This is a genomic window from bacterium (assembly GCA_016703265.1).
Taxonomy (GTDB): Bacteria; Krumholzibacteriota; Krumholzibacteriia; order LZORAL124-64-63; family LZORAL124-64-63; genus CAINDZ01.
In genome coordinates this window covers 181275-195458 of record JADJCK010000001.1, presented here as the reverse complement: position 1 = coordinate 195458, position 14184 = coordinate 181275, and the positions used below count along the sequence as shown (strand labels likewise).

The 14184-nt window shown below is 69.9% G+C and carries 10 protein-coding genes and 1 pseudogene; 1 reads left to right on the top strand and 10 read right to left on the bottom strand.

Going from position 1 to position 14184, the window contains the following annotated elements; all coding sequences use genetic code 11:
• Nucleotides 1-18: 18 nt before the first annotated feature.
• From purH to IPG61_00905, 4 genes and pseudogenes are all read right to left on the bottom strand, one after another.
• Nucleotides 19-1546: pseudogene (purH, locus tag IPG61_00920) on the bottom strand (bifunctional phosphoribosylaminoimidazolecarboxamide formyltransferase/IMP cyclohydrolase).
• Nucleotides 1528-2433 carry a phosphoribosylaminoimidazolesuccinocarboxamide synthase gene (locus IPG61_00915; GenBank protein MBK6732664.1) on the bottom strand — a complete coding sequence of 302 codons (906 nt, stop codon included), beginning with the start codon at nt 2431-2433 and terminating at the stop codon, nt 1528-1530. The pseudogene purH and the gene IPG61_00915 overlap by 19 nt, the downstream one beginning before the upstream one ends.
• On the bottom strand, nt 2351-5017 hold the full coding sequence (locus IPG61_00910) for a DNA internalization-related competence protein ComEC/Rec2 (protein MBK6732663.1): 2667 nt from the start codon (nt 5015-5017) through the stop codon (nt 2351-2353). The genes IPG61_00915 and IPG61_00910 overlap by 83 nt, the downstream gene beginning before the upstream one ends.
• Before the next feature lie 47 nt (nt 5018-5064).
• Nucleotides 5065-6462 (bottom strand): GGDEF domain-containing protein, encoded by a 1398-nt coding sequence (locus IPG61_00905; GenBank protein MBK6732662.1) that lies wholly within the window; start codon nt 6460-6462, stop codon nt 5065-5067.
• A 209-nt stretch (nt 6463-6671) separates the two neighbouring features.
• Here IPG61_00905 and IPG61_00900 point away from each other — a divergent pair, with 209 nt between their 5' ends.
• Nucleotides 6672-8537, top strand: coding sequence for a LysM peptidoglycan-binding domain-containing protein (locus IPG61_00900; protein ID MBK6732661.1), 1866 nt, complete (start codon nt 6672-6674; stop codon nt 8535-8537).
• Between the two features lie 86 nt (nt 8538-8623).
• On the opposite strand, the gene IPG61_00895 is transcribed toward IPG61_00900, so the two are convergent.
• From IPG61_00895 to IPG61_00870, 6 genes are all read right to left on the bottom strand, one after another.
• Nucleotides 8624-9682, bottom strand: a complete 1059-nt coding sequence (locus tag IPG61_00895; protein MBK6732660.1) for a UPF0164 family protein — start codon at nt 9680-9682, stop codon at nt 8624-8626.
• 125 nt (nt 9683-9807) lie between these two features.
• A complete protein-coding gene (locus tag IPG61_00890; protein MBK6732659.1) occupies nt 9808-10950 on the bottom strand; it encodes a sigma 54-interacting transcriptional regulator in 1143 nt (380 codons plus the stop codon).
• 470 nt (nt 10951-11420) lie between these two features.
• On the bottom strand, nt 11421-12332 hold the full coding sequence (locus IPG61_00885; GenBank protein ID MBK6732658.1) for an HDOD domain-containing protein: 912 nt from the start codon (nt 12330-12332) through the stop codon (nt 11421-11423).
• Between the two features lie 10 nt (nt 12333-12342).
• Nucleotides 12343-13239 carry an HDOD domain-containing protein gene (locus tag IPG61_00880; protein MBK6732657.1) on the bottom strand — a complete coding sequence of 299 codons (897 nt, stop codon included), beginning with the start codon at nt 13237-13239 and terminating at the stop codon, nt 12343-12345.
• An 84-nt stretch (nt 13240-13323) separates the two neighbouring features.
• Nucleotides 13324-13752 (bottom strand): hypothetical protein, encoded by a 429-nt coding sequence (locus tag IPG61_00875; GenBank protein ID MBK6732656.1) that lies wholly within the window; start codon nt 13750-13752, stop codon nt 13324-13326.
• Nucleotides 13753-13816: 64 nt separating this feature from the next.
• The gene (locus IPG61_00870; protein ID MBK6732655.1) at nt 13817-14158 is read right to left on the bottom strand and encodes a hypothetical protein; all 342 of its coding nucleotides are present in this window, start codon (nt 14156-14158) and stop codon (nt 13817-13819) included.
• Between the last annotated feature and the right edge of the window lie 26 nt (nt 14159-14184).

The following is a 14184-nucleotide window of genomic DNA, read 5'->3' as shown; positions in this document are numbered from 1 at the left end:
TCAATATAGGTCGGACCGTCAGTGGTTGAAATGGCGCCGTCCGGCCAGCAGGAGCGTCACGCCCAGTTCGCCGGCACGCGCCGCCACCTCGTCGTCGCGGATCGAGCCCGCCGGCGCGATCACTGCGCGGATACCCGCGGCGGCCAGTTTCTCGATGCCGTCCGGGAACGGGAAGAACCCGTCTGAAGCCGCGAGGGCCCCCGTAAGTTCCAGCCCCTGCGCGCGCGCCTTGCTGATCGCCAGCTCGACAGAATCGACGCGGCTCATCTGCCCGAAGCCGCAACCGAGCGTGGCTTCACCGTCGACGAGCACGATCGCATTGCTCTTGCCGTGTTTGGCGACCTTCCAGCCCAGGGCCAGCCCGGCCCGCGTGGCAGCGTCCGGAGCCGGCCCGGCGGCCAGCTTCGGTTCGAGCAGTTCCGGGAAACCTTCGTCTTCGTCCTGCCGCAGCATGAGTCCGCCCCAGGCGCGCGAACGGCCGCGCGTCGAGGCAAGGAAGAGCGTGAGGTCGGCCGAGAGCACGCGCACGTTCTTCTTCTTCGTCAGCTTCGCCAGCGCCGCCGGCGTGAACGACGGCGCGGCGATGATCTCGAGGAAGCGCTCGGCGAGCAACGCCGCCGCCTCTTCGTCGATCTCGGCATTGAAGGCGAAGACGCCGCCGAAGGCCGAGACCGGATCGCAGCGCAAGGCGCGCTCCAGCGCCTGCGCCGGCGTCCCCACGGCGAAGCCGCAGGGATTCGTGTGCTTCAGGATGGCGCAGCACGGCTCGCGGAAATCGCCCGCCAGCTTCAGGCCGGCGATGAGGTCGACGAGGTTGTTGTACGAGAGTTCCTTGCCGCCGTGCAGCACGAGGCCCACCGAGGCCAGGTCGCCGCCTCCGGGCAGGAACATGCGCGCGCCCTGGTGCGGGTTCTCCCCGTAACGCAAGCCGACGCCGTGGTCCACGCGGCCGGTCACGCCCTCCAGCCAGTCGGCGATGGAATCGTCGTAGCGCTCGGTCAGGCGGAAGACCGCGGCGGCAAGCCGGCGACGCAGTTCCAGCGAGGTCGAGCCGTCGTTCATCTCGAGTTCGGCCAGGACCTCGGCGTAATGCGCCGGGTCGGGGACCACCGTCACGCGCTGGAAATTCTTGGCTGCGGCGCGCAACATCGTCGGCCCGCCGACATCGATCTTCGACACCAGCTGCGCCTCCGTCCCGCCCTGCGCCCTGGCCTCGCCGAACCGGTAGAGGTTCACCGCGACGAGGTCGATCGGGGTAATGCCGAGCTCCGTTGTCGTCCGCGAACGACGCCTCGTCCGGGCCGAGGATGCCGCCGTGCACCGCCGGGTGCAGCGTCTTGACGCGACCGCCGAAGATCTCCGGGTAGCCGGTGATGGCATCGACGTCGGTGACGTCGAAGCCGGCCTCGCGCAGCGCCGTCGCCGTGCCGCCCGAGGCGACGAGCTCGAATCCGTGCGCGGCGAGGCCGCGCGCGAAGTCGGCGAGTCCCGACTTGTCGGTCACGCTGAGCAGGGCGCGCTTGCGCCTCACAGGTATGCCTGCCATGCAGCAGCCTCCTCCGGGAACAGGATTTCCAGCACTTCGCGATAGCGCTGCGCCGTGCGCGCGAGCACATCCTGCGGCAGCGGCGGCGGCGGCGGCGCCTTGTCCCACGTCAGCGTCTCGAGGTGATTGCGCAGGATCTGCTTGTCCCAGCTGGGCGGCTCCTGGCCCGGCACCACTTCGCCGGCCGGCCAGAACCGGCTCGAGTCCGGCGTCATCACCTCGTCGATGAGGGCCACGCGCCCGTCGATCAGCCCGAACTCGAACTTCGTGTCCGCCAGCACGACGCCGCGGCCGCGCGCGAAGTCCGCGCCCTCACCGTACAGCCGCAACGTCAGGTCGCGAAGGGCCTTCGCTTGTACGGCGCCCACCGCGTCTTCGACCTCGGCAAACGTCATGTCGAGGTCGTGCCCCTCGTCGGCCTTGGTGGTCGGCGTGAACAACGGGTGGGGCAACCGGTCGGCCAGCTTCAGTCCGGCAGGCAGCGGCTGTCCGCAGATCGCGCCCGTGGCGCGGTACGACTTGAAGCCGGACCCGGCCAGGTAGCCGCGCACAACGCACTCGACCGGGAAGCGATCGGCCTTGCGCACCAGCATGGAGCGTCCGCCGAGCGCGGCGGCATGCGTGTCGAACGGCGCCGGGAACCGGTGCGGATCCGCGGTCACGACATGGTTCGGCACGACGTCGCCGAAGCGCTTGAACCAGCCGAGGCTCATGACGTTGAGCACGACGCCGCGACCCGGCACGAGATCGTTCATGATGACGTCGAAGGCGGAGACGCGGTCGGTGGCGACGACCAGCAACTCGTCACCGAGGTCGAAGATGTCGCGCACCTTCCCCTCGTGATCGGGCCGCAGGCCCAGGTCGCGCGTGCTGCGCAGGGCAGGCATGGACTCTCCTCCGGGTTCGCCCCGGAGCGGCGTCCGGTGGCGGCAAGTGCGGTGGCGCCAACCGGTGCCGCGGCGCGCCCGGGCAACCCCGATGACCGGCGACGGCGTCGCGCCCGCATGGTAGGCGGGCCCACCGCCGGGTGTCAAGGCAGCCATCCGGACGTTTGGCGGACCCGTGCCAGGCGCTGTCGTGGCGCATTTGGCCCCGGCCGTCCCAGCGTACCGTGACCGTCCCGTGGAGGTCGGACCGGCGCAGGGCCAGGGTGTCCCCGCCCACCACATAGGGCCCGTGGCTCGGGTGCCGGTACCGGTTCCCGACCCCGCAGCTGACCAGGACCAGCCCGGGCCGCAGGCGCGACAGCCAAGGCTTGCCGCCCGAAGTATCACTGCCGTGGTGTCCGGCCTTCCAGACGTCGGTGGACGCCAGGTGCGGATGGGCGGCCAGCAGCCGCTCTTCGCCCGGCTCCTCGAGGTCGCCGCTCCAGACCAAGCGCAGGTCCCGCCCCAGGTAGAGCAGCAGGACCAGCGACCGGTCGTTCTCGTCCGCCGTGCCGCCTTCCGGAACCGGAGCGGCGACGAGTGTCACCTCCCACCGGCCCCAGCGATGCAGGGTGACCGTGTCGGGCCGTTCGGTGACCAGCGACGGATCCACCACACCGGCCAGCACCGCAGCCGCCTTGCCTCCGCAATACCAGCGCGCGACTGCCAGCTTCGCGGCCGCTGCGGCAGCCCCGCCCGTATGGTCGCGATGGCCGTGGGTCAGGACGATGGCGTCGAAACCGTCACGACCCCGCCGATGCAGCCACGGCAGCACCTCGCGTTCGAACGGTCCCTCGGTGGCTCCGCGTCCACCATAGACACCGGCGGTATCGAGCAGGACCGCCCAGCCGTCCGGGAACTCAAGCAGGCCGCAGTCCCCCTGGCCGACGTCGAATTGCGTCAGCACGACTTCGCCCCGCCCGCCGGGCACGCGCGATGGTGCGACCACCAGCATCAGGCCCAGCGGCGCCGACAGGCCGAGCACCAGCAGCGACCTGCCGGGACGCCCTGCCCGCCGCAGGGCGGCCAGGGTCCAGAGCAGGGCGATGCCGAGCATGAGCCAGGCCCCGAGTTGCCAGGGCGCCATTGCCGGCAGGCCCAGGTCCCAGGCCTCGGCGCGCGCCGCCGTCCAGGCGACCGAGGCCGCGAGCAGGCGGAACTGCAGCCAGGCGAACGCCCCACAGGCCTGTCCCGCGGGCAGCCACACCGGGGCCAGGGCCAGCCCGAGCACGGTCATCCACACCGCCGACCCGAACAACGGCACCGCCACCAGGTTGGCCGCCGGCGCCAGCAGTGAGATTCGCCCGAACGCCTGCGCCGCCAGCGGCAGCGTGAACCACTGCGCCGCCAGGGTGACGCCCAGGCCGCTGCCGAGCCACGCCCATGGTCGACGCCGGCAGAAGCGCAGGCCGCCCGTGGCGCGACTGGTGGCGAGGATGCCGCCCGCTGCCAGGTACGAGAGCCGCAACCCGATGTCGAGGGCCGCCGTCGGCTCCCAGGCCACGGTCGCGGCGTAGATGACGCCGAGCCCGCGCAACGGATCGAAGCGCCGACCGAGGCACGGCGCCAGCAGCGCGAGCGTGCCGAGTCCGGCGGCGCGGATCACCGAGCCCGGCAGCCCCGTGAGGACCGCGTACGGCGGCAGCAGGATGAAGACCGGCAGTGCGGCGGCGAGCGGTCCCAGGCCTGCAGCGCGTGCGGGTGCCAGGACCAGGCCCAGCAGGATGCCGACGTGCAGGCCGCTGACGGCAAACAGGTGCGCCAGCCCGAGGTCGGCGAACGGCTGGCTTGTGCGACGACTGTCGGCATCGCGGGCGCCCAGCAGCACCGAGGCCCCCAGCGAACTTTCACGCGGCGGGAGCACGAGCGAGAGCGTGCGCGTCAACGCCCGTTGCAGGGGATCGAGCCAGCGACGTCCCACCACGCCGGCGATGTCGCTCGCTCCCGTCGGCACAATGACGGTGACGGAGTCGACACGTCCCGTCCACGCGAGCCGGCGCCCCGCCAGATGACGACGGTAGTCGAACGCGCCCTCGATGCCGGCGCCGCGCGGCCGGCCGAGACTCAGTTGACAGGCAACCAGGCTCCCGATCGGGGGCGCAGGGCCTTTCCCGGTCAACATGACACCGTCGCCGGGCTGCGCCGCGCACGGTGAAGCTGTCGCGGAGCCGGGCATGCGAAAGTGCAGCACCCGCGCCGGCGCACGCCAGCGTCCGCCCGCAGCCGGTGACGACCACCCGCTGATGCGCAACAGCGCCGCCCCGTCGTGGCGCACCGCGACTGCCGGCGACCACGGGTCGGGAGCGACCGCGTCGACACGCGCAACTCGTGCCGTCGCTTCGCCCCATCCCCAGGCGCCGGCCAGGCCGAAGGTGGCCGCGCCGGCCAGCAACGCACCGCCCGGCCCCGTGCCGCAGGCCAGCAGGGGTGTCAACATCGTGACCCGTCCCCAGCTCTCCGGCGCTGCGGCGAGCAGAGCCGGCGCGGGGCCGGGCAGGGCACCGCCGACGACCACCCCGCCCAGATGCAGCGAAGCCCAGGCCACGGGCCACCAGGTTCTCAGGAGATGGACGAGGGACGCCGCCCGACCGCTCAGCTGGGTCGGGGCACCAGGCGCAGGTGTTGGCCTTCGCTGTCCCAGAAATGGCATTGGTCGCGGCCGAGGTCCTTGGAGAGGTAGAGCATCGCGTCCGCCTTGCGATAGAGCTCGAACGGGTCGAGCCCGGCGCCGGGGAACGTGACGGCGCCCGCCGAGAAGGTCACCCGCAGCGGGCGGCCGTGGCCTTCGTCATCGACGGTCTCGGTGTATTCGGCGTCGAGCAGTCGGCCGACGACCTCATGCGCGGCTTCGGCCGGCGTGTCGGTCAGGATCAGCGCGAACTCCTCGCCGCCCACGCGGCAGACATGGTCGATGCGGCGCAGCGCATCCTGCAGGCGGCGGGCCATCATCTTCAGCACGCGATCGCCGGCCGGATGGCCGTAGCGGTCGTTGACGGACTTGAAGTGGTCGAGGTCGGCGAGGACCAGCGTGAGCGGGCCCTGCGAACGGCGCGCGCGTTCGAGTTCGAGCGGGAACTGGCTGTCGAAATAGGCGCGGTTGAAGACGCCGGTGAGCCCGTCCTTGTGGATGCGCAGGTTGACTTCACGCTGGCTCTGCCAACGCCGGGTGACAAACCGCGACAGCCTCTCGGCCAGCCGCAGCAGGGGCTCGCGGCCCCAGTCGCCGCTGGCGGTGAGGTACAGGAGTCCGGCCTCGGCGAGGGCTTCGGCGGGATCGCCCGTGCGCAGCGGCTCCCAGAGCGGCACGGCGACGCCGCAATCGGCGGGCGCGCCGCGGCGGTGCTCGTGGCGCTGGCGAATGATCTCCGGCAATTCGGACGGCGACGGGATCCAGACCGAGTGGCCGGCGGGCCGCAGGGCATTCCAGCCGGACTTGAGTTGCGCGGCGTCGAGGGCGAAGACGTGCTCGGCATCGTCGGGAGCGGCCTCCCCGGCGGGAAGCTGCAGGTGCAGGTCGAACTGCGGCACGAAACGACCGACCAGGCGCAGGACGCCCGCGAGGATGCTCGCCTTGTCGGCGGTGCGCAGGTCGGCGACTTCCAGGTCCTGGGCGAATTCCATGGCCCCGAGCAGGCCCGCGACGTCACCCAGGTCGGGCGCATGTTCCGGCGTCGGCAGCGACGGACCCGGCGTGGAACTGCCCGTCCAGCTCCGGTCGCTGCCCAGGCAACCGAGGTCGATCAGGCGCGTGGACCCGGGAACCAGCACGAAAGGCCCGGCCGGGCCGCCGGCGCCGGCCTCGACGGCCACCCTCAGCAACCGGCCGCTGCGCAGCAGTTCCCCCACCACGGCGCGGGCCACGGCACGCAACCGGGGCTCGTCGCCGGCGCGCAAAGCGCGGCGCACCGCGTCCCGCTGGTCGGGTCCCACGGCGTCGAGGGGCAGGTCAACGGCGAGCAGGCGCCGCAGGCCGGGCAGGCTGGTATCCATGTTCGGGAAATGGTGCTTTCACGGTTATGGGTCTGATTCCCCCGCTCCAGAGATTATGACATATGATAAGGATTTTTTCAAGCATTGACGTTGGCGGGTGGCCCGGTACCTGCTATCTTCGGCTCTTCAGCCCCAGACGGATCTCGATCCGGGAACCGAGGCGCGGCGTTTACGTTCCAACGCGCTCCCGACCGGAAGGACTGACAAGGATGACGTTTCGACATGCCTCCTGGCCGACCAACTGCGGACGGCACAGGATCTTAGCTCGTTTTGGCCTACCTGGAACCTCGCGCGCAGCGCTTCTGGTCCTGCCTCTGGCCCTGGCGGCGATGTTCCATTCCGGCTGTGCCGGCGGGGGCGGCCCTCCCGTTCAGCGGGCCGTCGTCGCCGACGACAACTTCTACAGCGAAACGACGCGGGCACGCCGCATCGCGGACACGACGCCTGACGACGGTATCCTCGACGGTGCCCTCGAGGTGACCGCGGAGCCTGTCGTCGAGCTGCAACTCGATGACCAGGGCCGCGCTTCCCTGCCGTCCTTGGAAAAGATCGCCCGGACGGCCCTGTCCCTGGCCGCTGAAGGCCGTCTCAACGAGGCGCAGGACCACCTCTATGTGCTGGAGGACCAGGCCGCACTGCCGGCGCCTGTCGATGCCGATTCCCTGTACCTGGAACAGATGCTGAGCCTGCAGCGCCGTGCCGGGCTGCTGGGCGCCGTACTGGCCGAACAGCTCGCCTTCGCCGGCGAGGCAAGCCTGGCCGATTCGCTGCTGGCCGACGGTTACGCCCGGCTGGGCCAGAGCGCTTTTCCCGATTCGCTGGTCCCGGCTACCGGCGCCACGCTGCCGGCGATCACCGTCGATCTCCTGAAGGTCGACAACCAGGAAGTCACGCGCTGGGTCAACTATTTCGCCGGCCGCGGCCGCGACCATTTCCAGGTCTGGCTGGAGCGGCGTGCGGAAGTCGACTCGATGATCACCGCGATCCTCGACGAGAACGGCCTGCCGCGCGAGATGATCTACCTGGCGCTGATCGAGAGCGGACTCAGCCCGCGCGCGGGCTCGAGCGCGAACGCTGTCGGCCCGTGGCAGTTCATGGCGCCGACCGGCAAGGGCAACGGGCTGCGCATCGACTGGTGGATCGACGAGCGCCGCGACATGGAGGCCTCCACGCGCGCGGCCTGCAAGTACATCCGCACACTCTATGCGCAGTTCAACGACTGGGCGCTGGTGTTGGCCGCCTACAACACCGGTGAAGGTCGCGTCGAGCGCGTGATCAACCAGCACGGTCACGACGATTTCTGGAACCTGCGCCTGCCCAGCCAGACGACCGCGCACATCCCGAAGTTCATCGCGGCGGCGCGGATCGGCGAGGATCCGGAACGCTTCGGATTCGCGGTGCCGGCGGCGCGGCCGTTGCACTACGACCTGTTGCCGGTCGACATCGCCACCGATCTCGGCGTGATCGCGAAATGCGCCGGCGTCGAAGAGGCGGAGATCAAGGCCCTCAATCCGGCGCTGGTGCGGGGTGTCGCCTCGCCCGACAAGAAGACGTACAACGTGAAGGTGCCGAAGGGCAAGGGCGCGTCGGCGCAGGTGGCGTTGGCGAAGGTGCCGGCAGCGAAGCGTCTGATGTGGAGCAGCCACCGCGTGGCGCGCGGCGAGACGCTCGGGCGCATCGCCTCGACCTACGGGGCCACCGTGGCGGACATCGCGCGCCTCAACCGCCTGAACAAGCCGTACCTCATTCACCCGGGTGATGAATTGCTGATCCCGATGCCGGGCGAGTTGAGCGCATCCGCGCGCGAGCGGATGGCCTCGGCGCAGACAAGCGGCAATTCCGGCGGGAAATCCGGCGGCAAGGCGAAGGCCGCCACCAAGGGCAAGGGCAAGTACGAACCGCCCGCAGGCTGGGAGCGCGTCAGCTACGACGTGCGCAAGGGTGACACCGTGGGCATCATCGCCAAGAGGCTGGGCGTCACGGTGACACACCTGCGCCAGGTGAACTCGCTGCCGCGCTCGAACCTGATCCGCGCCGGCCAGAGGCTGTTCGCCTACAAGCCGCCCAAGGGGTAGCAGCGTCAGGCGACATGTGCATGGATCCGAAAAGAAAGAGCCCGCCGGCTGGCGGGCTCTTCTCGTCTGCGAGCGCAGGTGTTCTGCTAGAAGCGCACCGACACGCTCACCCGGTGCGTGACCTCGTCGATCTCCAGCGCATCCCCGGCGTAGGCGTAGTCGATGGTCAGCGGCTCGAGCCGGAAACCGGCGCCGGCCGCGAAGTGCCCTGCGTCGAAACCACCGTCGAATCCCGTTCGCACGAAGACCCGCTGCGAGAAGCCCAGTTCAAGGCCGGCGTGAGCGTTTGCACTCAACGAGCCGCTGCTGTACTGGTCGGCGTCACCGCGATTGTCGAATCGCGTCTCCACCGATCCGGCCAGGGTCACGTCCATGTTCCAGCGCGGCACCGGCTGCCGCCAGGCCAGGCCCGGCACGATGGCCGGCGTGATGACCTCGTTGTGGCCGGTGCTCCACGACAGGTAGGTCGTCGTGACGTCCTGCAGCTTCAGCCCGAAGTCGAGCCGCTTCCAGATGGCCGGGCGCAGCACCGCAAGGTCGGCGCCCACGCCGAGGCTCGAGTACGGACCCACGCTCTGGCGGATGAACTTCAGCGAACCGCCGACGCGCCAGGCGCCCTTCTGCTCGCCGTAGGAAAGCAGCAGGCCGAATTCCTGGTCGCTCTTGTAGCGGATCTGGTCCTGCAGGTCGAACAGGCCCAGGAGCTCCTCGTCATCGACGGTGCCGTCGCCGTTGTCGTCGAGGTCGTCAGTCAGGTGGTTCGTGAACGGGATGTCGTCGACACCCAGGCGGATCAGCGAGATGCCGACTCCGGCGCTCTCGCCGCAGAACAGGCGCCAGCCGACAGGCTGCACGTAGGCCGCGAAGTCGCGGTCGATGAGATCGCCGAAACGCTCGCTGTGCATGAGCAGCAGCTCGCGACGGGTGACGCCGGCCAGCCCGGCCGGGTTCCAGAACGTGGTCGATGGATCATCGGCCACGGCCGTGAAGGCGGCGCCCATGCCGAGGGCCCGGGCCCCGCCCCCGCTTTCCATGAAGGCGCCGGCGTACTTGTCGGCGTGGGCGGCGCCCGGAATGGCGGCGCAGAAGACGACACTAGCCAGCAGACTCAGGCGCCGCAGCGGGCGCACCGGGTTGACGATCATGCGTGCCTCGCGATCCAGGGGTTGGTTTCGCTTGCGAACGGGCGATGTCGAGCGACCTGTGGAAGATTATAGAGCATTTCCGGTTCCCCGCAAAGCACCGGTCTGGCCGCCGGCGGGCCCCGCCCCTACAGCCCGTAGGACCGGATCTTCCGGTAGAGGGTCCTTTCGCTGATCCCCAGTCGTTCGGCGGCTTTCCGCCGGTTGCCTCCGTTGGTGCGCAGGGCCGCCTCCACCAGGGTCCGTTCGGCGGTCTGGAGGTCCCCGGCCGCGGCGCTGCTCAGGGGGCTGTAGGCGTCGTTGCCCCCGAACGTCTCGACGCCGCCGGTCGCCGGTTCCCAGGCCGTGGTGTCCGCCGGGTGCCAGCCGCCGGCCAGGTCGGCCGGAGGCGCCTGCCGGGTCAGCAGGGTCCGCAGTTCGCGGATCTCCTGCCGGATGGCCAGCAGTGTCGAGGCGAACATGGCCATGTCCAGCTCGGGCGCCACGGCCGCGCCCAGGGCCACGGGCAAGTAGGAACGTGAGCCGCCGGCAGCCGGCGCGCCGCCGGGCAGGTCCTCCACGTCGATCAGCCCGTTCTGCTTCATCACCACGGCGGAGCTGATGAGGTTGCGAAGCTCCCGCACGTTGCCGGGCCAGTCCATCTCCAGCAGGGCCTGCTCGGCTGCGCGGGTCAGGCCGCGGACATGCAGTCCGTGCTTCTCGTTCTCGGATCGCAGGAAGGTGCTGGCGAGAATCGGGATGTCCTCGCGATGGGCACGCAGCGGCGGCGTCTGGATGACGACCACGCGCAGGCGGAAGTAGAGATCCTGACGGAACCGGCCGCGGGCGACATCGTCGGCCAGGTTGCGGTGGGTGGCTGCGACCAGGCGGATGTTGCTCGTGCGCGGCGCGCGGCCGCCCACCGGCGTGAACTCGCCGGTTTCCAGTGCGCGCAGGAATCGCGTCTGCATGCCGAGCGGCATCTCGGCGACCTCGTCCAGAAACAGCGTGCCGTTATCGGCGCGGCGGAAGACGCCTTCGTGGTCGGTCACCGCGCCGGTGAACGCACCGCGCGCGTGCCCGAACAGTTCGCTCTCAAGCACGCCTTCGCTCATGGCACCGCAGTTGAGGCTGACGAAAGGTCCGGCGGCGCGGCGCGAATTGTCGTGGATGGCGCGCGCCACCAGCTCCTTGCCGGTGCCGCTCTCGCCGAGGATCAGGATGTTGACGTCGAGCGGTGCGGCATGGGCCACGAGCGACAGGACTTCCTGGATCGGTGCGCTGCGTCCCACAATGCCGCTGCTCGCGCACGCGCCGCAGGCGCAGGTGCCGCTCGATCGTCTGGAAGATCTCGGCGGGTTCCGAAGTCTCCGGCAGGGCCGTGACCGAGGCCGAAGGAGCCCCGTCGGCGCCGTCCTCGTTCACGTCCTCGCCCCCGACGAGGACCAGGTCCGCGTCCACCTTCATCGACAGGAACTTGCGGACGACATGCCGGTGGCGCGGGTAGTCGCGCGTGTCGAAGACGAAGACCGCCGCGTGGCCCAGTGAGAGCTTGGCAAGGGCCTCGGACGGCGAATCGAACAGGAACAGCTCCACCCCGGGAACCTTCCAGCCCGCGGCGGCGGCAAAGAGTCGGTGTCGGCGGCTGAGCAGGACCACCATGCGCATCGTTCGGCCTCCCTGACCGGATACCTGTCAAGTTGGCAGGATAACGCAGGCAGGGCTGCACGGCAAGTTCGGCAAGTCGCTGAATAGAGGTGACTTAGAGCTGCAGGAACGCTCCGGCCTTTTCGACTGCGTCGCCGATCGCGTCGCGGTTGGCCTCGACCAGCTCCACCGGCACGCCGGCCGTGTCGTGCAGTCGGGCGGCGTCGACGACGGTCGGGTCGAAGCCCAGGTCGCTGCGGGCCGGCTCGAAGGTGTTGGCGAGGTAGTCGGCCAGGGAGACGAGGGCGGCAGCCTGTTCGTGGCGGGCGCGGGCCCGTCCCACGATCTCGCAGTGGTGTTCGGCGAAGGCGCGCACCAGCAGCGGCGGGAAGCGCCACGATTCGGCGAACGCGGCGCCGAGGCTGGCGTGGTCGAAGCCGAAGGTCTCGCGTTCGAGATCACTGAGCGAGCCGCCGCGGCGCCGCCGCTCGGACACGACCTGGGTGTAGATCTGCGGTGCGTGGACCTCGAGCACGAACTTGCCCATGTCGTGCAGCAAACCGGCGGTGAAGGCCTCTTCGGGATCGGGATAACCGGTCATGCGGGCAAGGTGCTTGGCGATGGCGCCGGTAACGACGGAGTGTCGCCACAGCTCACGGTAGTCCAGTTGTCCGCCGGCCTTCTCGACCGAGGTGATCAGGCTCGTGGCCACGGTGATGCAGATGGCCACCTGGCGCACGGTGCGGTAACCGAGCACGGCGACACAGCGGTTGATGTCGGCGAGATCGCCGCGGCTCGAATAGTAGGGCGAGTTCGCCAGGCGCAGGATCTTGGCCATGACGGGCGCATCCATGCGGACAACACGCGTGAGATCGGCCGGGCCGCTGGCCGGATCGTCGAGCACCTTCAGGATCCGGATCAGGGTCTCCGGGATCGAAGGCAGATCGTTGACCTCTGCCAGCAAAACCTGCATGTCGACCGTTCGGGAGGGGTCGATCAGGATCATCGAGCTGTTCGCGTTGCTCATGGCGCCGCCTTCAGATGTAGATCTCCATCTCACTCTCCAGGGTCACCTGGAGCGTGGCCGCAGCCGACTCGAACGACGAGCGATCGAGGCCGAGGATGCGGTTTGCCGGACAGTCGAGAATGTCCAGTTCCGGCTCGTCGATGAACCCGATGCCCATCTTCTTACACATCTTGTTGCCCAGGTCGAGATACAGCAGGAGCGGATTCTCGGCCGTGAGAGCCTCGGGGTTGTGGTGGTTCAGGATCGCTTCCTCGAGCAGCGGCGAGAGCTTCCACTTGTTGACCAGCAGGGCGCCGACCTGTGCGTGGTCGAACCCGAGCAGTTCGGCTTCGGTCGTGTGGAAGGGCCGGTTCTCGTTGTAGACCACCTGCACCACTTCGTCGAACTTCTCGGGCACTCGCAGGTTGAGGACCAGCTTGCCGATGTCGTGCATGAGGCCGGCAAGGAAAGCTTCTTCCGCCAGGCCGGGGATGCGTTCCGCGGCCAGCAGGCGGCAGGCGATCGCGCAGCCGATGGAGTGCTCCCACAACAGCCGTTCCTTCAGGCCGGTGCGGGACTTGCGCGTGTTGTAGAGGTTGCGCGCGGCGCTGGTGACGACCAGGCTCCGGATCGAATTGAAGCCCAGCATCACGATCGCCTCGCTGAGCGTCTTGATGCGGCGGCTGCAGGAGTACATCGCACTGTTGGCGATCTTCAGGATGCGGCCGGTCATGGCCTGGTCGTCGGAGATGACCTGTTGCAGCTGGCCGGCGGAAGTGCCCGGGTCGGAGGCGAGCTCAAGCACCTTCGCGGCGACCTGCGGCATGGCCGGCAGGTCGCGCGTCGTCATGACGATGCTCTGCAGCCGTTCGGCAGTCTCCGGCGCGAGCAGGGCCACGCTTCCTTCGACTTCGACCGATGTGCTCATGCCGACTCCTGCCACCGCTGTACCCGGGCGCGGCGCCGGCAACCGATGCTGCCGGCGGGAATACGCCGCGGTGGGCTTCGGCTGCTAGCCGACGCCTCTGCGGTACAGTTGTTCGGTACGGGCAGGGGCTGCCTTTAGGCGGGAATCGCCGGTCTCGGCCTGGATGGCGGCGAGGCGGTCGCTGGCGCGCCTCAGGCGGGCCAGCAGGGGCTCGAGATCGGGGGCTTCGGCCGCGACGGGGGCCTTGACCTGGCTGGGCATGGCCGGCCGGGCGGGTGCGTAACCCCCGGGAACCGCCTTGGCGAGGCCGGGGACGGCGGTTCGGGACGGACGGGACGGCCGGAGTCGGAACCGGAGCCGGCCGAAGCGCGGGCGGCGAACAGCGGGACCCCGGCGGCGCAGGTGCATGACCAGGGCGGCGCTCAGGAGGGCCGCGCCGAGGGCGGCGGCGGCGGCGGCGCCCCAGAAGAGCGGCCCCTGTCCCGTCATGAGTGTCCGGAGTCCCTCGAACATGGCAGGTGTCCTTCCCTTGCCCCCAGGTGCCCGTCCCTGGACTTCAGGTGCCCATCCTCTGCCCTCAGGCCCGCAGATCGACGAGGTTGCCCAGCGGCGAGGCGTTCTCTTCGTCTTCCGCGCCCTCGGCGGAGGCGCTCCCCGCCCCCTGCTCCTCATTCCTGCCCAGGCGCTTCTGGCGCCGGCGCTGTCGCTTGTCCAGGCCGTCATGGTCCGGGTCGACCTTGTGGTCGGCCGTCTGGGCCTGCGTCTCCTGGACGCGATGGGCCTTCACCACGCCCTTCTGTTCCGCGAGATCGGCGAACGGGGTCGTCGGCTGCGGCACGGCAGTGGCCCGCACCTGCGTCTTGGCGACGTTGCCCAGCTGGGCCAGCGTCGTCGGCAGTGATACCCCGTCACCGGCCATGGGCGCGCCTCCCTTGCGCGGCCCGC

What these genes read in the sequence shown, in the direction of transcription:
- IPG61_00915 (MBK6732664.1), bottom strand. Translation starts at nt 2,433, where the DNA reads ATGCCTGCCCTGCGCAGCACGCGCGACCTGGGCCTGCGGCCCGATCAC.
- IPG61_00905 (MBK6732662.1), bottom strand. Translation starts at nt 6,462, where the DNA reads ATGGATACCAGCCTGCCCGGCCTGCGGCGCCTGCTCGCCGTTGACCTG.
- IPG61_00900 (MBK6732661.1), top strand. Translation starts at nt 6,672, where the DNA reads ATGACGTTTCGACATGCCTCCTGGCCGACCAACTGCGGACGGCACAGG.
- IPG61_00895 (MBK6732660.1), bottom strand. Translation starts at nt 9,682, where the DNA reads ATGATCGTCAACCCGGTGCGCCCGCTGCGGCGCCTGAGTCTGCTGGCT.
- IPG61_00885 (MBK6732658.1), bottom strand. Translation starts at nt 12,332, where the DNA reads ATGAGCAACGCGAACAGCTCGATGATCCTGATCGACCCCTCCCGAACG.
- IPG61_00880 (MBK6732657.1), bottom strand. Translation starts at nt 13,239, where the DNA reads ATGAGCACATCGGTCGAAGTCGAAGGAAGCGTGGCCCTGCTCGCGCCG.
- IPG61_00875 (MBK6732656.1), bottom strand. Translation starts at nt 13,752, where the DNA reads ATGTTCGAGGGACTCCGGACACTCATGACGGGACAGGGGCCGCTCTTC.
- IPG61_00870 (MBK6732655.1), bottom strand. Translation starts at nt 14,158, where the DNA reads ATGGCCGGTGACGGGGTATCACTGCCGACGACGCTGGCCCAGCTGGGC.